This is a genomic window from Kouleothrix sp., assembly GCF_046328425.1.
Taxonomy (GTDB): Bacteria; Chloroflexota; Chloroflexia; order Chloroflexales; family Roseiflexaceae; genus Kouleothrix.
In genome coordinates this window covers 560,237-577,317 of record NZ_JAXLWP010000003.1, presented here as the reverse complement: position 1 = coordinate 577,317, position 17,081 = coordinate 560,237, and the positions used below count along the sequence as shown (strand labels likewise).

Sequence of the window (17,081 nt, the reverse complement as noted above, 5' to 3'; positions counted from 1 at the left end):
GCGACAGCGCTTCTTCGAGGCGCACGCTAACGTGCTGCTGGCCGGCGCGCGGGGGCCACACGAAATTCGGCCTGGCCAGCCGCGCCCGACGCATCAGAGGCGATCGCTTGAGCCACAAAGCGGTATTTGATACCAAATTCGCTTGATTACTGACACTTTGGTGGAGGTTTGGGGGCGGCTTTGCCGCCCCGAAAACTTCCTTTTTAGCTGGTCGCGGGCACGGCGGTGGCCGCGACCAGCTAAAAAGAGTGATTTTGGAGGGCTTGCGCCCTCCAAACCTCCCATGCGGGAGGACACCACGTAAGTCCTGTATTTGAAAAGTATTGGGCTAGGCGCCGGCCTCGCGCGCTCCCAGGCCGTTGTTCTCAGCGGCGGCGCGGTCGGCCAGGCTGGTGAGCAGCGACGGCGCCAGCGCCGACTGGCTGGCGCGCCCCGGCTTGCTCTGGTCGCCGGCGGCGCCGGTTGGCGCGGGCAGCAGCCGGTTCATCAGCTTGAGCGCGCCAGCCGATAGCCCAGGGAGCTGCTGGGCCAGCAGCGCCAGCGCCTTGGCCTGGATCGAGATCACCAGCTGCGGGCGGCCCTGGCGCGCCGCCTCGGCGATCTGGCGCGCGGCGCTCTCGGCGCTCACCGAGCTGATCGGCAGGGCGTCGAGCAGCGAGAACCAGGTGAACTCCTTGCTGTGCTGGCCCTTGAACAGCGCGTTGAAATGCGAGCCGGTGCGCATCAGGCCGGGGAATACCGTGGTGACCGCGATGTTGTCTTTCGCCAGCTCGGCGCGCATCCCATCCGAAAGGCCGGCCAGCACGAACTTGCTGGTGGTGTACGGCACCAGGTGCGGCACCGCCACCTTGCCGCCGATCGACGAAATGTTCACGATGCGGCCGCCGCCCTGGGCGCGCATATGCGGCAGCGCGGCGCGCATGGTGTACAGCGCGCCCCACATATGCGTGGCCATGGCATCCTCGAAATCGGCAAGCTGCATATGCTCGACTGGGCCGGCCTGGATCACGCCAGCGTTGTTAACGAGTACGTCGATGCTGCCGTAGCGCTCGACGGCGCGCTCGACAGCGCTGCGGGCCTGGGCTTCTTCGCGCACGTCGGCGGCAAACCCCTGCACCGCCGCGCCCTCGGCCGCCAGCTCGGCGCGCGCCCGGTCGAGCTCGGCGGCGTCGCGCGCCACCAGCGTCAGCTGCGCGCCCTCGGCCGCCAGCTCGCGCGCCAGCACCAGCCCTAGCCCGCGCGACCCGCCGGTGATCAGCACCGATTTGCCGCGGAAGCTGTATGGCGCGCCGCGCCACAGCACCCGGCGCGCCAGCAGCACAGCTGCGCCGGCACCAATCGCCAGGGCGAATTTCGTTGTTGCATTCATAAGATTTGCTTTCTCTACGGCCTTCATCGGAAATAGGGGAGCCGGAGGGGCTTTGCCCCTCCGAACATCCCTGGTGAGGCGTGGATGGTAGCAAAGCTACTATCCACGCCCTACCATTGTTATTTCCATAGGGCTTACTTAGCTAGCGCGCTCAGCCTTCGGCAGAGCCGCAAAGCCGCGCCCCGGCCAAGGCAACGCGGCGGCTACGGCTTCAGCACCACTTTGATGCAGCCGTCGTCGCGGTGGCTAAACACATCGTAGCCCTTGGCCGCGTCTTCAAGCCGCAGCTGGTGGGTGATCACGAACGTCGGGTCGATATCGCCGCGCTCGACGTGCTCGAGCAGCGGCTTGAGGTACTTATGCACGTGTGTCTGGCCCATCTTAAATGTCAGGCCCTTGCTAAAGGCCGCGCCCAACGGCACTTTGTCGAGGAAGCCGCCATACACGCCGGGGATCGAGACGGTTCCGCCCTTGCGGCAGGCCATGATCGCCTCGCGCAGCGCGTGCGGCCGGTCGGTGGCCATCCACGCCGCCGCCTTCACCCGATCGTACATCGCGTCGATGCTGGTGCCATGGGCCTCCAGGCCCACCGCCTCGATCACCGAGTCCGGGCCGCGCCCGCCGGTAAGCTCTTTCAGCCGCTCCAGCACGTGCTCCTTCGAGAAATCGATCGTTTCGGCCTGGCCCTGCTCGCGCGCCATCGCCAGGCGCTCGGGCACCTCGTCAATCGCGATCACGCGCTCGGCCCCCAGCAGGTAGGCGCTCTTGATCGCGAACTGCCCAACCGGGCCGCAGCCCCACACCGCCACCGTATCGCCGCGCTGGATGTTGCAGTTCTCGGCGGCCATGTAGCCCGTGGGGAAGATATCGGATAAGAACAGCACCTGCTCGTCGGCCAGGCCGTCGGGGATCTTGAGCGGCCCGACATCGGCAAACGGCACGCGCACATACTCGGCCTGGCCGCCGGCGTAGCCGCCCATCATGTGCGAGTAGCCGAACAGCCCCGAGCCCGACGAGCCGTACAGTTTTTCAAGCACCGCCGCGTTCGGGTTCGAGTTATCGCACAGCGACCACATCTCGTTCTGGCAGAAGAAGCACTGCCCGCAGGCGATCGTAAACGGCACCACCACGCGATCGCCAACTTTCAGGCTGCTCACGCCCGCGCCGATCTCGACAACCTCGCCCATGAACTCGTGGCCGAGGATGTCGCCGGCCTCCATCGAGGGGATGTAGCCGTCGTACAGGTGCAGATCCGACCCGCAGATCGCCGTGCTGGTGACCTTGATAATCGCGTCGCGCGGGTTGATGATCTCGGGATCGGGCACGGTCTCGACCCGGACATCGCGTTTGCCGCGCCAGCATAATGCTCTCATCTAGCTGCCTCCTACTTCGCGCTCGGCCTCGCGGGTGTGGCCGCCCACCCAGCCGGGCGGGTCGCTTGCCGGGAACGACGCCTCGGAGGCTTCGTCCACCACCGATTTCGGCTGGCGCGCGCCGGCCTGGCGGGTGTTCGCGTCGTTGTGCTGGGTTGCGTCGAGCAGGCTGCCCAGCGCGGTGCGCTGGCCGCTCGGCTGGCCCACAATCGTCGGGATCTCGCCGGCCTCGAGGATGCTGCGCAGCCGGCGCAGGTCGGCGGCGATCTGCTGCTGCGGTGCCTCGCCAAACAGCGCCGCCACCGCCGCGCCAAGCTCGCCGGCCGGCGGGTTGTAGCTCAGCAGCACGCGCAGCAGCGTGCCACGGCCGCCGGGGCCTGGCTCGAAGCGCACCGACCCGCTGTTCTCTATCTCCGAGCTTGGCAGCGAGCGCCAGGCGATCAGCCGGTTCGGCTGGTCGTCGGTGATCTCGGCGTCCCATGCCACCTGCGAGCCGGCCGGGCCGCGCGCAACCCAATGCGAGCGGCGCTCGTCGATCGGCGCGACCGCCTCGAGGTGCTTCATGAACTGCGGCAGGTTGGCGAGCTGGCGCCAGAAGGCATACACCTGCTCGGGCGGCCGGTTCACCATGATGCTCTGCTCGGTACGCAGCGGGCCGGCGGGCGCCGTAGCGCTACTGACGCCCAGCGCGCCGTACACCGGGCAGTGGCCGGTGAGGCCGCGGTACAGCAACACGCCGCCGAGCGCTGCCATCCCGGCGCCGCCCAGGCCGCCGCGTGTAAGCCCAGCAAGCGCCAGCAGCGGCCCGCCCACCACCGATACCAGGCGCTCTTGCTGGCCAACATTGCGCATGTCGCCTGGCGCCGCCCGGCTGGGGGCCAGATATGATTGACTCATCTCGTTCTCCTCTTTTTACACACTCACGCGGTTGCCCACCTCGTGTGGCTGATGCTGCCTGCGGCAGCGGATTGTGTGCGGTTTTTCCGCGCTCTGCATCGAATAGTACCGCTCTGCCGAAGACTGAGCAGGCTAGCCGTGTAAGCCCTGGCAAGAAAAGTACCCGCTTTTGCGCCCCACGGGCCGCTAGCCGCGCAGCAGCGACTCGGCGCCGTCGATCCACATCTCGGTTCCGGTGATATGGCTGGCTTGATCAGAGGCCAGGAACAGCACCAGGTCGGCCACCTGCTCGGCCGAGCCGGGCTGGCCGCCGGTGAGCGGCTGCGAGCCTTTGGGGTACTCAACGGGGATGCGCACGTGCTCGAGGTCACGCCGCTCGGTGTTCTCGTCGATATTCGTCTCGATCGCGCCGGGGCAGATCACATTCACGCGCACCTTCTGCGGCGCAAGCTCCAGCGCGAGCATCTTGGCCATGGCCACCTGCGCGGCCTTGGTGCACGAGTAGGCGGTGGCGCCGGTGTTGCTGAAGATCCGCGTGCCATTCACCGAGGCCGTGACGATCACCGAGCCGCCATTGCGCTTGAGGTACGGCACCGCGTACTTGATCGTCAGAAACGTGCCGGTGAGGTTGATATCGATCGTGCGCTGCCACTCCTCGGGCTTCAGCTCTTCGATCGGCGCCCACACGCCGTTGATGCCGGCATTCGCGAATACGATGTCGATGCGCCCCCAGCGCTGCGCGACCTGCTCGGCGGCCTGGCGCATCTCGTCGGGCTTGGCAATATCGGCCACCACCGGCATGGCCTGCCCGCCAGCCTGCGCGATCTCGTCGACGGTCTGCTTCAGCTCGCTGGCGGTGCGGCCAAGCGCGGCCACCCTGGCGCCGGCGCGGCCAAACGCCACTGCTGCCGCCTTGCCAATGCCCGAGCCGGCGCCGGTGATCAGCGCGACTTGCTCGTTGAATTGCATGCTCACTCCTTTCGCTCGCTCTCTCCAATCCTCGGAGAGGGTAAGCAGGGAGCGTGCCAGGGGCGAGCGAGCCGGCGGGCGCATCTTTGTGTTGCACTGCGTGGCGAAGCCACGTAGTGCAACACAATCTATACGTGATCAAGCGAACAGAGTATGACAACAGAAAAGCGCGAGGGCTTTACCCTCGCGCTCCAATCAGCTTGGCGTGCTGTACCAGCCTGCGGCTAGCCTCCACAAGGCCTGCGCCACCGGCACCGCATATGCGGCGGCGCTCTTTTTTCACGATCCGGGCGGCTGCACAACATTTCGGGGGCGGCCTCGCCATCCCCGAACCCCTACATACAGCCTGTGCTCAGCCGGATGTGGTATCAGCCAAGCACCACGCTCTCGGCGCCAAGCTCGCCGCGCAGCGCGCCAATCAGCTCGGCGCTACAGCGCACCTTGTGGCGCGGCTGCAGCACCACCACGTTCGGGCCGGCCGGCATATGCAGAAACACGCTGTCGTCGCCGGCGCTCTGGCGCAGCAGCCGGTCGATCTTGTGCATGCGCTGCACGTCGGCGTCGTAGTCGCCAGTGCGTGGCAGGTATAGCCGCAGCTGCTGGCCGGCCTGCGGCGGCGGATAGCTGCCGTTGGCATTGGAATGCCCGTTGCCATTGCCGTTGCCATTGCCGTTGCCGTTCGCGCCCACCTTCATGCGCGAGCGGATCACGCTGATCGGGCTGTCGGCGGGCGGCTCTGCCGGCGCCGGGTCGGGCGCGGGGCCTGCGGCCGCAGCTGCGCCAAGCGCGCGGGCCGCCAGGTCGGCCGGATGCGGCGCATCGTCGGCCGGGCCGGCCATCAGCCCGGCGTCGTCGGGCACGATCGGAATGCTGTCGGCCTGGCCCTCCAAGTCCATCTGCGGCGGCAGATCGGCGGTCGGGCGCGCGACCGGCTCGAGCACCTCGGCGCTCTCCAGCAGCAGCTGGATGCTCTCGTTGCGCTTATCGACCTTGGCGGTCACGCGCAGCAGCGCGTCGTCCTGCAGCAGGTCGCGGTATTTCTCAAAGCTCTTGGGGAACGCCACCAGCTCGACCGAGGCCTCCAGGTCTTCGAGCGTGGCCACCAGCATGCTATCGCCCTTCTTGGTGGCCAGCCGCTTGGCGCCGCCGATCATGCCCACAAAGGTGTGCACCTTGCCCACCAAGTCGTCGCCGAGCTGGCCCAGCGGCGTGATCCCGGTCATATCCATGCCGTCGAGGGCCTTGGCGATCGGGTGATTGGACACATACATGCCCAGCAGTTCCTTTTCCCAGGCCAGCATCTCTTTATCGTGCTGCGGCTCGTGGCGGATGATCGGCAGCCCGACGGCCTGCACCGTCACGGCGCCGTCGGCGCCGCCGCCGAACATATCGAACATGCTCGACTGGCCGGCCTCGCGCGCGCGCTGGGCCTCGATGCCGGCGGCCAGCGCCGCGTCGAGGATGTGCAGCTTCTGGTGGCGCGTGCCCGCCAGCGCGTCGGTTGCGCCGCACTTGATCAAGCTTTCGAGCACGCGCTTGTTCAGCGCCGCGCGGTCGACCCGGTCGCAGAAATCTTCAAGGCTTCTGAACGGGCCGGCCTTGGCGCGCGCGTCGATCACCGCATGCACCGGGCCGCTGCCGACATTGCGGATGGCCGAGAGGCCGAAGCGAACGCCCAGGCGGTTCGCGAAGTCCTTCAGCTGGCCGTCGGGCAGCCGCTCGATCGTGAAGCCCTCGCTGCTGCGGTTCACGTCGGCCGGCAGCACCGCCACGCCCAGCCGTGAGCACTCGGCCACGCTCTTGGCCACCTCTTCGATCTCGCCGGCGGCGGCCGTAAGCACCGCGGCCATATACTCGGTCGGGTGGTTCGTCTTGAGCCAGGCGGTCTGGTAGCTCAGCAGGCCGTACAGCGTGGCGTGCGGGCGGTTAAACGAGTAGCCGGCGAACGGCAGGATGAGATCCCACAGCTGGTCGGCGATCTCTTTGCTGATGCCTTTTTTCAGGCAGCCGTCTTTGAAGCGGATCTCGTTCTCGGCCATCAGCTCTTTGTTCTTTTTGCTGATCGCCTTGATCACGATGTAGGCTTCGCCAAGCGTGTAGCCGGCGATCGTCTGGAGCAGCTGCATGATCTGCTCCTGGTACACGATCACGCCGTAGGTGTCTTCGAGGATGGGCTTGAGGATCGGGTGCAGGTACTTGATGCCCTGCGGGCTGTTCTTGTTCTGGATGTAGACGGGGATCTGCTCGAGCGGGCCAGGCCGGTACAGCGCCACCATGGCATACAGGTCGTCGACGCGGGTTGGGCGCAGCTGCATGAGGTAGCGGGTCATGCCCGCGCTTTCAAGCTGGAACACATTGGTGGTCTCGCCGCGCCCGAGGCTTTCGAACGTCTTGCGATCTTCGAGCGGGATGTCGGCCAGCTCGAGCTTGCGGCCGGTGGTCTGCTCGATATACTTGAGCGCCTCGGCCACGATCGAGAGGTTCGCCAGGCCCAGAATATCCATCTTGAGCAGGCCCATCTTGGCCAGCGTTGGGCCTTCGAACGCCGCCATCACGGCGTTCTCGTCTTTCGAGGTGCGCTGCAGCGGCACCATCTCGTCGAGCGGGCTGCGGCTCACCACCACGCCGCAGGCGTGCGTGCCGACGCTTTTCATGCGCCCTTCGACGCGCTGGGCCCAGTCGATCAGGTTGCGCAGGTCGGGGTTGCCGTCGTAGATCTGCTTCAGCTCGGGCACGCGCTCAAGCGCCTGGGCGATCGTGGTGCCCACCGGCAGCGACGGGATCAGCTTGGCCACGCGGTCGACCTCGCTGAGCGGGATGTCGAGCACGCGCGCCATGTCGCGTAGCGCGGCCTTGGCGCCCAGCGTGCCATAGGTGATGATCTGCGCGACGTTCTCGCGGCCATAGGTATGCGCGATATACTCGAGGATCTCGCTGCGCCGCGAGTCGGCGAAGTCGGTGTCGATATCGGGCATCTCGAGGCGCTCGCGCGAGAGGAAGCGCTCGAACAGCAGCTTGTTCTTGATCGGGTCGACGTCGGTGATAAACAGGCAGTACAGCACCAGCGAGGCCCCGGCCGAGCCGCGCGGCAGCGCAGGGATGCCGTGCGTGCGCGCGAACTTGACGTAGTCCCACACGATCAGCATGTAATCGGGGAAGCCGGTGGCGTTGATCACGTCGAGCTCGTAGTCCAGCCGGCGCACGTACTCTTCGGTCGGCTGGCCGCCGGTGCGCTTCATCAGGCCTTCTTCGCACACAAACCGCAGGAACGAGGCCGCGTCGTGGCCCTCGGGGATGAAGTTCAGCTGTGGCAGCTGCACGCGCCCGAAGTCGAGCTTCAGGTTGCACATCTCGGCGATACGCCGGCTGTTCTCGAGCGGCGCGCTGCCGTAGCGCTTGAAGCGCTGCCACATCTCTTCGCCCGACATAATATAGTAGGTGTCGTCCATCTGGTAGTTCTTGCTGCAGAACTCCTTCATCGTGAGGTTGAAGCCCATGGCCATCACGTGCTTCTGGGCCTCCAGGTCCTCGCGGCGGACGAAGTGGGTATCGTTGGTGGCCACCAGCGGTATGCCCAGCTCGGCGCCGATGCGCACGAGCTCGTCGTTGATCGGCTCAAGCTCGGGCGTATTGCCGTGCAGCTGCAGCTCGAGGTAGTAGTTCTCGGGGCCGAGCAGATCGCGGTAGTGGGCGGCGATCGCGCGAGCCTCTTTTTTCTGCTGCTGCGTCAGGTGCTGGATCACCTCGCCGGCAATGCACGACGACGTCGCAACAATGCCCTCGTGGTACTGCTCGAGCAGCGCGCGGTCGATCCGTGGCCTGGCAAACACGCCGCGCGCCATACCGTCGAGGTGCGCGCGCGAGGTCAGCTTCACCAGGTTGCGGTAGCCGGTTTCGTTCTTGGCCAGCAGCAGCATGTGGAAGTAGTTCTTGCCGCCCTTCACCATCGGGTCTTTCACCGAGCCGGGCGCCATGTACGCTTCCATGCCAATGATCGGCTTGACGTGGGCTTTCTTCGCGGCGGCGTAAAAATCCATCGCGCCATACATCACGCCGTGATCGGTCAGCGCGATGCTGTCCATGCCAAGCTCGGCCGCGCGCTCGATAATGCCTTTGGTGGTGGCATAGCCATCCAGTAGGCTATACTCGGAGTGAACATGCAGGTGCGTGAATTCGTTCATGAGCGTGCTCCGCCTTGCGCTATGCCAGCTCGGTAAAAAATCTTTACACCACTGAAGTTCGCGGGTTTCCCGGGAAACACTTCCATGCAGCAAAGCATGCGCATTCCGTGGTGAGGTGTCAGAATATACGGCATTCTATCGCGCTATATAAACATAACGCGCGCGGGCCAGCCGCAGAACTGCCGCTCTGTGGTTCATTATAGCACACTCATGCGGCTCGCCGGCAGCTATGCGCCGAGCAATGTGTAAGCGTTTTTGGGGATAACCTGTGGATAATGTTGATAGAATTCATGTGCTAGTGCGCTGTTTGTAATCAAACAGAAGCGCTATTGTCGCTAGACGAGCGCAATCGCCGCTGTATCATGGCGTATAGCGGCCGCGTGTGCAGTGGGCAGGCACTAGGCCGCCGGTTGCCCACAAAAGGAGCCTAGAATGCGTATTACCCAACGCCAGGTTGGCATCGGCACGCAGGCGATGGTCGTCGTCGGCCTTGTGCTGCTGGGGATCTACCAGATCGCCGCAGGCAGCCCGGCCTTCGCCGTCACTATGAACCTGATCGGTATCGTCATCGCGGCGCTGCTGCTGTATGTGTATGTGCGCGGCTGGCGCTATGCGCCGCTGGCGATCGTGATCAGCAGCGCGCTGCTCTCCGGGCTGGTGCCGCCGCCGCCGCTGTTCAGCATCGCCACGATTTTCAGCCTGATCGTGCCGCCGGTGACGGCGCTGATCCTCGGCCGGCCGGCCTGGGTGCTGGCCTGTGCGCTGGCGACGCCGGCGATTTTTGTGCTGCGCTCGGGCATTACCGCGCTGCCGGGCGACCCGCCGCTGTATATTCTGTACGCGCTGATCGTCGGTGGCCTGGTGCTGGCGCGGATCGTTACCGATACCGCGCTGGCCGAGGCGCAGGCCCACGCGAGCCAGGCCGAGGCCGCGCTGGCGCAGGCCGAGCGGCAGTCGCACGATCTGGCCGAGGTCAACCTACAGCTCGAGGGCCAGCTTGGCCAGCAGCGCCAGCTGCTTGAGCTGGTCGCAACGCTCGAAACACCGGTGTCGCCGCTGGCCGAGGGCGTGCTGTTCGTGCCGATTGTGGGCACGGTCGACGGCCGCCGCGCGCAGGCGCTCACCAGCCGCATTTTGCACGCCGCCGCCGAGCAGCGCGCCCAGCTGGTGATCCTTGATATTGCCGGTGTGCCGGCGATCGACACCGCCGTAGCGCACGGGCTGCTTGGCACCGCTCAGGCGCTGCGGCTGCTCGGCTGCCAGGTGACGCTCAGCGGTATCTCGGCGGCTATCGCCATGACGCTGGTCGATCTCGACATTGGGCTTGGCTCGATGGCTACCGCGCGCAGCCCGCAGGAGGCGCTGGCTCGCCACCTCGCTACGGCGCGGCGCGATCTCTCGCCGGCTGGGTAACCGCCCCTCGGTTGCCTTTAGTCCGATTTTGGTACCGCTGCGCGCCGAACCAACATTTTTCCCCAGACTCTACGTATTATTGTAGTAGCATCATCTTTGCCGGCGCTATGGTACCAACGGCGGTACGCCTCGTGTCACTTCATCGCTCCCTTCATGCGTGGCCGGCAGATTGTTCCCGCAAATTGTATATTTTCAGTTAAGAATGTGGTACTATAGCGATTAGTATTCTCCTGCATCGTAGCATATCCATGCTACTACTGCCTGGCCAGGCTCGTGGTAGATGTCTGGCCGGCTGGCACTGCGCCCTCGCTGCACATAGATTTGGCGCGCCAAGGAGAAGACACTGGCGGCGTGCGGTTTGGCGCTTGCCAATGCCACGAGTTCCCCGATGCATATGTGTAGGCATTGTTTGCTTTTGCAAGCTGCGGCAAGCCGCAGCCGCGAGGTACGGCGACCCCAGAAGAACGGCATTGGGGCGCCTTCGGACGCGTGGAGGTAGCCTACCGCCCACGAGGCTACCGCGTAGCGAGTGGTGCTGAGGAGTGGGGCAATGAGCCATATTGCCGATGTGTTACTGACCGATCTACGCCATAGCATTCGCGAGCTGGGCAAAGGCGGCGGTATGAATAGCCCGTCGATCTACGAAACCGCCCAGGTGCTGCGGTTTATGCCACCGGCGGGCATGATCTGGCCTGCGCTCGAATGGCTCGAGATGCAGCAGCAGCCCGACGGCGGCTGGGGCGAGCCGGCGGTGCCGCGCGCGCGCGATGTATCGACGCTCGCGGCCATTCTGGCGCTGCAAAAGTACGGCTCGCGGGTGCACGAGCAGCATTCGATATACGCCGGGCTGGCGTTTCTACGCCACCAGGCCAGCTACTGGGCGCGCCTCACCGACGATCTACCGGTGGGCGTAGAGCTGCTGCTGCCGCACCTGCTGGAAGAAACAGCCCGCGCCGGTTTGAAGATCCCGATCGAGCCATACGTGCAGCTCATCGCCCTGGGCAAACATCGCCGCAAGCTGATCGCCGGGCGCGAATGGCCGCCCGGCACGCCGCCGGTGCATTCGTGGGAGGGGTGGGGCGTCGAGCCGTCGCCCGCGCTGCTCGACGGCACTGGCGGGGTCGGCCATAGCTCTGCGGCCACCGCCGCCTGGCTTCAGGCCGCGCGCGACCGGCCTGATCTGGCCGAGGCCCGCGAGCGCGCGCTTGGCTACCTCGAGCGCGCCGCGACGATGACGGGGGTTGGGCTGCCCGGCGTGGTGCCGGGTGTCTGGCCGATCAACCACTTCGAGCTGGTTTTCGGCATGTACATGCTCTGCCTCGCCGGCCTGCTCAGGCACCCCGCGCTGCGCGATACGATCGAGCCGCAGGTGCAAACGCTCAAGGCGGCCTTCCGGCCCGAGGGCATCGGGTTTAGCGACTACTTCATGCCCGACGGCGACGACACCGCCGCCGCATTGGCGATCTTGCACACGGCCGGGCAGAGCGTAAGCTCGGCGCCGCTACGCCGCTTCGCGGTCAACTCGCACTTCTGCGCGTTTCCCGGCGAGCTGCAGCCATCGCTCTCGGTGGTGGCGCACGCGGCCCACGCCCTGTGCCTGCTCGGCGAAGACCCCGCCGCGGCGTACAGCTACATCATCGAGCAGCAGCAGAGCGACGGGCGCTGGATGGGCGATAAGTGGCAAAGCTCGTGGCTCTATACCACCAGCCAGGCGCTGCTGGCGCTGCCCTACCAGCGCTACGCGCGCCAGCTCGATCGCGCGATCGACGAAATCGTCAGCTATCAGGCGCCGAGCGGCGGCTGGGGCAGCCATCATGGCCCCACCACCGAAGAGACGGCGTATGGCGTACTGGCGCTGCGGCACCTGCGGCGGCAGGGCGTGCTGCACGAGGAAGGCCAGCTGGCGCTGGCTGCGGCCGAACAGTGGATGCTCGATCAGTACCAGCCGTTCCGGCAGCGCGCGCCGCAGCTGTGGCTCGACAAAGACGCATACCGGCCGCTGCGGATCGTGCGGATCGTCGAGCTGGTGGCGACGCTGCCCGAGCAGGCGTACGCGGATGCCACGAGCACAACATTATCCGCAAAAACACGCGGGTAAGCGCCTACGAGCGCTCACCCGCGTGTTTCCGTAAACTTCCGCACTTACGCGCCCTGGCGCGCGCCGCAGTTCGGGCAGAAAACCGCCGACGACGGCATCTGGAAGCGGCAGTTCGCGCAGAACTTCGTAGCCGCCTCGGCCCCCGGCATTGGCGCGGTGGGGCGCACCGCCGGCTCGCTGGTGATCGGCACCTGCTGCGCGGCCGGGGCAGCTGCCGGCGCCGGCTCGGTATACGCCTCGGCCTGCGCCTGCTTCAGCGCCTCCTCTTTCAACGTCACCTCGCCCTGCAGCCGGTCGAGCGTCTTCAGCAGCTCGCCCAGCGTCGGCGACTGGATCTGGCCGGCGCGAAACAGCTGGATCGCCCGGTCGCCAAACTCCATGCGGCTGCTGTCGATCTGGCGCTTGAGATCGTTGAGCTCGCTCTGCAGCTTGGTTGTTCGCTGAAATTTGTCGGCCTCGAACTTGGCGCGGTCGCCTACTTGCGAGATCGTCTTGCTGATATTATCGAAAAGCCCCATAGCTCCTCCATCGCGAAGCTCGCGAGAGCCGCGCATCACACGTCGTCATGTGCTGAGACGCTCGCCAGCGTGTGTTTGGTGCAGCTATTGTACTACAGGAACCAGCGAAACGCGGCGCCGCCGGCCATCGCGCAGAAAGCTCACCGGCCAGGGGCTACGGCCCTTGAGCGACTGCACAGCCTGGCGCAGCGCGTCGACGCTGTCGGTTCTGTGATCGCCCAGCGACAGGATGATATCGCCGCTGTGCAGGCTGGCGCGCGCCGCCGCGCCGCCCGGAGCTACTTCGAGCAGCAGCACGCCGCTGGGCTGCTCGAGCGTCAGCGCGCGCCGCAGGTCGTCGCCGATCGGCACATCCAGCCCGCTGATCCCCAGCACGCCGCGACCAATGCCCTGGCGGTGCGCCTCGGTGAGCTGGCCAATCACATCCAGCGCGCTGCCGATAGGGATGGCGAAGCCGAGGCCCTGGGCGTACGGCAGAATCGCGGTAGTGATGCCGATCACGCGGCCCTGCACATCTACCAGCGGCCCGCCCGAGTTGCCAGGGTTGATCGGCGTGTCGGTCTGGATCAGCTGGCCCAGCGTGGTGCTGCGGTCGAGCGGCAGCGAGCGATTCAGCGCACTCACGACCCCCGCCGTCACGGTGAAATCAAGGCCGTAGGGGTTACCGATCGCCACCACCAGCTGGCCCACGCGCAGCGGCGCGGCATACAGCTCGGCGACGGGCAGGCCGCCCTGGCCCACGCGCAGCACCGCCAGATCGCGCTCGGGCCTAGCGCCAATCACGCCAGCCGGCAGCACGCGGCCGTCGGGCAGCGTCACCTGCACGCGCGAGGCGCCCGCCACCACGTGCGCGTTCGTCAGAATATAGCCTTCGCTGCTGTAGATCACGCCCGAGCCAATGCCCTGGCCCCGGCCGCGCTGCGCGCCGCGCCCGGTCTCGACTTTGACAACAGCCGGGCCAGCGCGCTCGGCCGCCGTGGTGATCGCGTGCGAGTACGCATCCATTGCTTCGTGTTCCTGTGCTACCGTGCTCATTGCCTGCGCCTTTCCGCCTCGTCACGCGCCGCGCCGGCCGCGCCAGAGGATCTGCCAGATACTTAATGACCTTAAGTATATCCGCTGGTAATTGGAAAGTCAATGTAATAATAGTTACATGATTACGATTCTTATGAAACTATAATACTTGCGCGGTGGCGCTGAGAAAGGTTTTGTTTTTGTGCAGCGCCCAGCTTCGCTGGGCGCCGCACTGAAAAGGATCTCGGGGGCGGCGCAGCCGCCCCCCAGACCCCACCGTGGAGGTTTGCACGCCGCCCCGAACCCCACCGTGAAGGACTTTTCGGTGGTAGAAAAGAAGTTCGGGGGCGGCTCAGCCGCCCCCGAACCTCTGATTGTTGCCTATGCCTTCGCGGAAGCGCGCTCAGGGCTCGGCCAGCTTATAGCCGACGCCGCGCACCGTCACGATGATCCGCGGGCGCGAAGCCTCGACCTCGACTTTTTCGCGCAGGCGGCGCACGCACACATCCACCAGGTTGGTCTCGCCAACGTAATCGTAGCCCCACACCTCGCGGAACAGCGTCTCGCGGTCGAACACCTGGCCGTAGTTGGCCGCCAGGAAGTACAGCAGCTCGAACTCCATTGGCGTGAGGTTTACGGGCTGGCCGCGCACGCTGACACGGTGACGCGGCTCGTCGATCTCGAGCTCGCCGACGCGCACAATCGGCGGCGCGGCGCGGTGCTTATAGCCCTCGACGCGGCGCAGGATCGACTCGACGCGCGCGATCAGCTCGGCGGTTTTGAACGGCTTGATGATATAGTCGTCGGCGCCAAGCTCGAAGCCGTGCACCACGTCGTCGGTGCCATCGCGCGCGGTGAGGATCACGATCGGCACATCCGAGCGCTCGCGGATGCGCTGGCAGGCCTCGAAGCCATCGACGTACGGCATCATCACGTCGAGGATCACGACGTCGAACTTGCCGCCCTCAAATGCTTTAAGCGCCTCGAGGCCATTCTTCACGGCCACGATCTCGTAGCGCGGGTCTTTCAGCGTCACCTGGATCAGCGTGCCAATCGAGGGGTCGTCGTCGGCCACGAGAATGCGGCGCGGCGCGTTTCCTTCATCTTGAGCACGATCGGAAGTTCGTCGTATCAGGCGCATAACGATTCTGAATGTACGATTGGCAGGCTCGCAGTGCTTGCCCGCAATCGTGCATCGTAGATTGGCTAGACGGCTTCTTCCATGCGGCGGCGGTACTCGGTGCGCTCAGGCGTGCGCGGCACCATGATCGGGTGGCCGCGGCCCTCGACAACTTCGGCGTTGATGATGCAGCGGCCGATATGATCCTGCGAAGGCACATCGTACATAATGTCGAGCAGTACTTCCTCGACGGTTGTACGCAGTGCGCGGGCGCCGGTGCGCGACTGCATAGCGCGCGCGGCGATCGCTTCAAGGGCGTCGGGCGTTACTTCAAGCTCAACGTGATCGAGCGCCAGCATCTTCTGGTACTGCTTGATCAGCGCGTTGCGCGGCTCGGTGAGGATGCGGATCATTGCGTCTTTGTCGAGCGCGTCGAGCGCGGCAAACACCGGCATGCGGCCAATGAATTCGGGGATGAACCCATAGCGCAGCAGGTCGTCGGGGGTGCACTGCGCCAGCAGCTGCTTCTGCTCGGCCGCGCGGTCGGAGGGCGCGCCGTGCTGAAAGCCGAGCGTGCGCCGGCCGCCGACGCGGCGGGCGATCAGCTGGTCGAGGCCCTCGAAGGCGCCGCCGCAGATGAACAGCACGTGCGCCGTGTCGAAGGCGATGTATTCCTGCTGGGGGTGCTTACGGCCGGGCAGCGGCGGCACGTGGGCCACGCAGCCCTCGAGGATTTTCAGCAGCGCCTGCTGCACGCCCTCGCCCGAGACATCGCGGGTGATCGAGGGGTTATCGGCCTTGCGGGCGATCTTGTCGATCTCGTCGATATAGATAATGCCCGTCTGGGCACGCTCGACATCGCCGTCGGCGGCCTGGATCAGCCGCAGCAGGATGTTCTCGACATCCTCGCCGACATAGCCGGCCTCGGTGAGCGCGGTGGCGTCGGCAATCGCGAACGGCACATCAAGGACGCGCGCCAGCGTCTGGGCGAGCAGTGTTTTACCGCTGCCGGTGGGGCCAATCAGCAGCACGTTGCTCTTGCCAAGCTCGACATCATCGACCTGATGGGCGCTGCGCAGCCGCTTGTAGTGGTTGTACACGGCGACCGAGAGCACGATCTTGGCGCGATCCTGGCCGATCACGTACTGGTCGAGGCGCTCGCGCAGGCGGCGTGGCGCTGGCAGGCGGCTCGGGCCGGCGGCGAGGTGGCGCGCCGCCACCGGCTGGCTCTCGGCCTCTTCGGCGATGATCGCGCTGCACAGGCCAACACACTCATCGCAGATGCAGACAGTGCCGGGGCCGGCGATCAGGCGTTGAACCTCATCCTGGCCCCGGCCGCAAAACGAACAGAGATAGGCGCCGCGGCCAGTATTGTTGCTGCGAGTGCGGGCCATGGGTTACTCCACACAGTGGCGGGTGGCGAGAGCCTGCCCGGCCGCGAGCCTCCGCTAGCGTTTATCCGAGAGCGCGGCCATATCTTCGCGGCTCAGGATCTCGTCGATGATGCCGTACTCCTTGGCCTGCTCGGGCGTCATGAACAGGTCGCGGTCGAAGTCGCGCGCGATGCGCTCGACCGTCTGGCCGGTGTCGCTCGACATGAGCTGGCGGCCCAGCTGCTGCATGCGCAGCAGCTCGCGGGCCTGGATCTCGACATCGGGGCCCGAGCCGCGCGCGCCGCCGATCGCCGGGTGCATATGGATTGTCGAGTGCGGCAGGCTGTAGCGCTTGCCCTTGGCGCCGCCGGCCAGCACGATCGTCGCCATGCTGGCGGCCATGCCCACGCACACGGTCGAGACACTCGGCCGGATCGCCTGCATGGTATCGTAGATCGCCAGGCCGGCGTAGATCGAGCCGCCCGGGCTGTTGATATACAGCGAAATATCGCGCTCGGGGTCGTCGTGCTCGAGGAACAGCAGCTGCGCGACGATCAGGTTGGCGATCTGGTCTTCGATGGGAGTGCCAAGCAAGATAATGCGCTCTTTGAGCAGCCGCGAGTAGATATCGAAGGCGCGCTCGCCGCGGTTCGTGCTTTCAACCACCATGGGGATCAGCGCCTCGGGACGCGAGGCGAGCCATTCGGCCGTGTATTGAGTTGTCCAGTCCATACGCCTTCTCCAGTACAGGCCCGA

12 protein-coding genes are annotated in these 17,081 nt (G+C 65.8%); 2 read left to right on the top strand and 10 right to left on the bottom strand.

The window, feature by feature from the left end:
- Positions 1–328 precede the first annotated feature (328 nt).
- The 5 genes from U0177_RS02165 to dnaE form a co-directional block, all read right to left on the bottom strand.
- On the bottom strand, positions 329–1,369 hold the full coding sequence (locus U0177_RS02165) for an SDR family NAD(P)-dependent oxidoreductase (protein ID WP_409568934.1): 1,041 nt from the start codon (positions 1,367–1,369) through the stop codon (positions 329–331).
- Between the two features lie 203 nt (positions 1,370–1,572).
- Positions 1,573–2,742, bottom strand: coding sequence for a zinc-dependent alcohol dehydrogenase (locus U0177_RS02160; protein ID WP_409568933.1), 1,170 nt, complete (start codon positions 2,740–2,742; stop codon positions 1,573–1,575).
- The gene (locus U0177_RS02155) at positions 2,743–3,639 is read right to left on the bottom strand and encodes an SRPBCC family protein (protein WP_409568932.1); all 897 of its coding nucleotides are present in this window, start codon (positions 3,637–3,639) and stop codon (positions 2,743–2,745) included.
- Between the two features lie 186 nt (positions 3,640–3,825).
- Positions 3,826–4,608: an SDR family oxidoreductase gene (locus tag U0177_RS02150; RefSeq protein ID WP_409568931.1), complete on the bottom strand. Its 783-nt coding sequence runs from the start codon at positions 4,606–4,608 to the stop codon at positions 3,826–3,828.
- A gap of 368 nt (positions 4,609–4,976) precedes the next feature.
- Entirely contained in the window at positions 4,977–8,789 is a 3,813-nt protein-coding gene (gene dnaE / locus U0177_RS02145; RefSeq protein WP_409568930.1) for a DNA polymerase III subunit alpha, read from the bottom strand.
- 432 nt (positions 8,790–9,221) lie between these two features.
- On the opposite strand from dnaE, the gene U0177_RS02140 reads away from it, so the two are divergent.
- Positions 9,222–10,202: an STAS domain-containing protein gene (locus U0177_RS02140; RefSeq protein WP_409568929.1), complete on the top strand. Its 981-nt coding sequence runs from the start codon at positions 9,222–9,224 to the stop codon at positions 10,200–10,202.
- A gap of 550 nt (positions 10,203–10,752) precedes the next feature.
- Positions 10,753–12,300 carry a prenyltransferase/squalene oxidase repeat-containing protein gene (locus U0177_RS02135; RefSeq protein ID WP_409568928.1) on the top strand — a complete coding sequence of 516 codons (1,548 nt, stop codon included), beginning with the start codon at positions 10,753–10,755 and terminating at the stop codon, positions 12,298–12,300.
- 44 nt (positions 12,301–12,344) lie between these two features.
- On the opposite strand, the gene U0177_RS02130 is transcribed toward U0177_RS02135, so the two are convergent.
- The 5 genes from U0177_RS02130 to U0177_RS02110 all read right to left on the bottom strand — a co-directional run bounded on the left by U0177_RS02130 (position 12,345) and on the right by U0177_RS02110 (position 17,057).
- Entirely contained in the window at positions 12,345–12,818 is a 474-nt protein-coding gene (locus U0177_RS02130; RefSeq protein WP_409568927.1) for a zinc ribbon domain-containing protein, read from the bottom strand.
- 84 nt (positions 12,819–12,902) lie between these two features.
- Positions 12,903–13,823 carry a S1C family serine protease gene (locus U0177_RS02125; protein WP_409568926.1) on the bottom strand — a complete coding sequence of 307 codons (921 nt, stop codon included), beginning with the start codon at positions 13,821–13,823 and terminating at the stop codon, positions 12,903–12,905.
- A gap of 412 nt (positions 13,824–14,235) precedes the next feature.
- Positions 14,236–14,973, bottom strand: a complete 738-nt coding sequence (locus U0177_RS02120; RefSeq protein ID WP_409568925.1) for a response regulator — start codon at positions 14,971–14,973, stop codon at positions 14,236–14,238.
- 65 nt (positions 14,974–15,038) lie between these two features.
- Positions 15,039–16,346, bottom strand: a complete 1,308-nt coding sequence (clpX, locus tag U0177_RS02115) for an ATP-dependent Clp protease ATP-binding subunit ClpX (RefSeq protein WP_409568924.1) — start codon at positions 16,344–16,346, stop codon at positions 15,039–15,041.
- Between the two features lie 54 nt (positions 16,347–16,400).
- Positions 16,401–17,057 carry an ATP-dependent Clp protease proteolytic subunit gene (locus tag U0177_RS02110; protein ID WP_409568923.1) on the bottom strand — a complete coding sequence of 219 codons (657 nt, stop codon included), beginning with the start codon at positions 17,055–17,057 and terminating at the stop codon, positions 16,401–16,403.
- Between the last annotated feature and the right edge of the window lie 24 nt (positions 17,058–17,081).

Bases quoted from the DNA above. Each gene is read 5' to 3' on its own strand.
- U0177_RS02165 (WP_409568934.1), bottom strand. From the start codon at position 1,369: ATGAATGCAACAACGAAATTCGCCCTGGCGATTGGTGCCGGCGCAGCT.
- U0177_RS02160 (WP_409568933.1), bottom strand. From the start codon at position 2,742: ATGAGAGCATTATGCTGGCGCGGCAAACGCGATGTCCGGGTCGAGACC.
- U0177_RS02155 (WP_409568932.1), bottom strand. From the start codon at position 3,639: ATGAGTCAATCATATCTGGCCCCCAGCCGGGCGGCGCCAGGCGACATG.
- U0177_RS02150 (WP_409568931.1), bottom strand. From the start codon at position 4,608: ATGCAATTCAACGAGCAAGTCGCGCTGATCACCGGCGCCGGCTCGGGC.
- dnaE (WP_409568930.1), bottom strand. From the start codon at position 8,789: ATGAACGAATTCACGCACCTGCATGTTCACTCCGAGTATAGCCTACTG.
- U0177_RS02140 (WP_409568929.1), top strand. From the start codon at position 9,222: ATGCGTATTACCCAACGCCAGGTTGGCATCGGCACGCAGGCGATGGTC.
- U0177_RS02135 (WP_409568928.1), top strand. From the start codon at position 10,753: ATGAGCCATATTGCCGATGTGTTACTGACCGATCTACGCCATAGCATT.
- U0177_RS02130 (WP_409568927.1), bottom strand. From the start codon at position 12,818: ATGGGGCTTTTCGATAATATCAGCAAGACGATCTCGCAAGTAGGCGAC.
- U0177_RS02125 (WP_409568926.1), bottom strand. From the start codon at position 13,823: ATGGATGCGTACTCGCACGCGATCACCACGGCGGCCGAGCGCGCTGGC.
- U0177_RS02120 (WP_409568925.1), bottom strand. From the start codon at position 14,973: ATGCGCCTGATACGACGAACTTCCGATCGTGCTCAAGATGAAGGAAAC.
- clpX (WP_409568924.1), bottom strand. From the start codon at position 16,346: ATGGCCCGCACTCGCAGCAACAATACTGGCCGCGGCGCCTATCTCTGT.
- U0177_RS02110 (WP_409568923.1), bottom strand. From the start codon at position 17,057: ATGGACTGGACAACTCAATACACGGCCGAATGGCTCGCCTCGCGTCCC.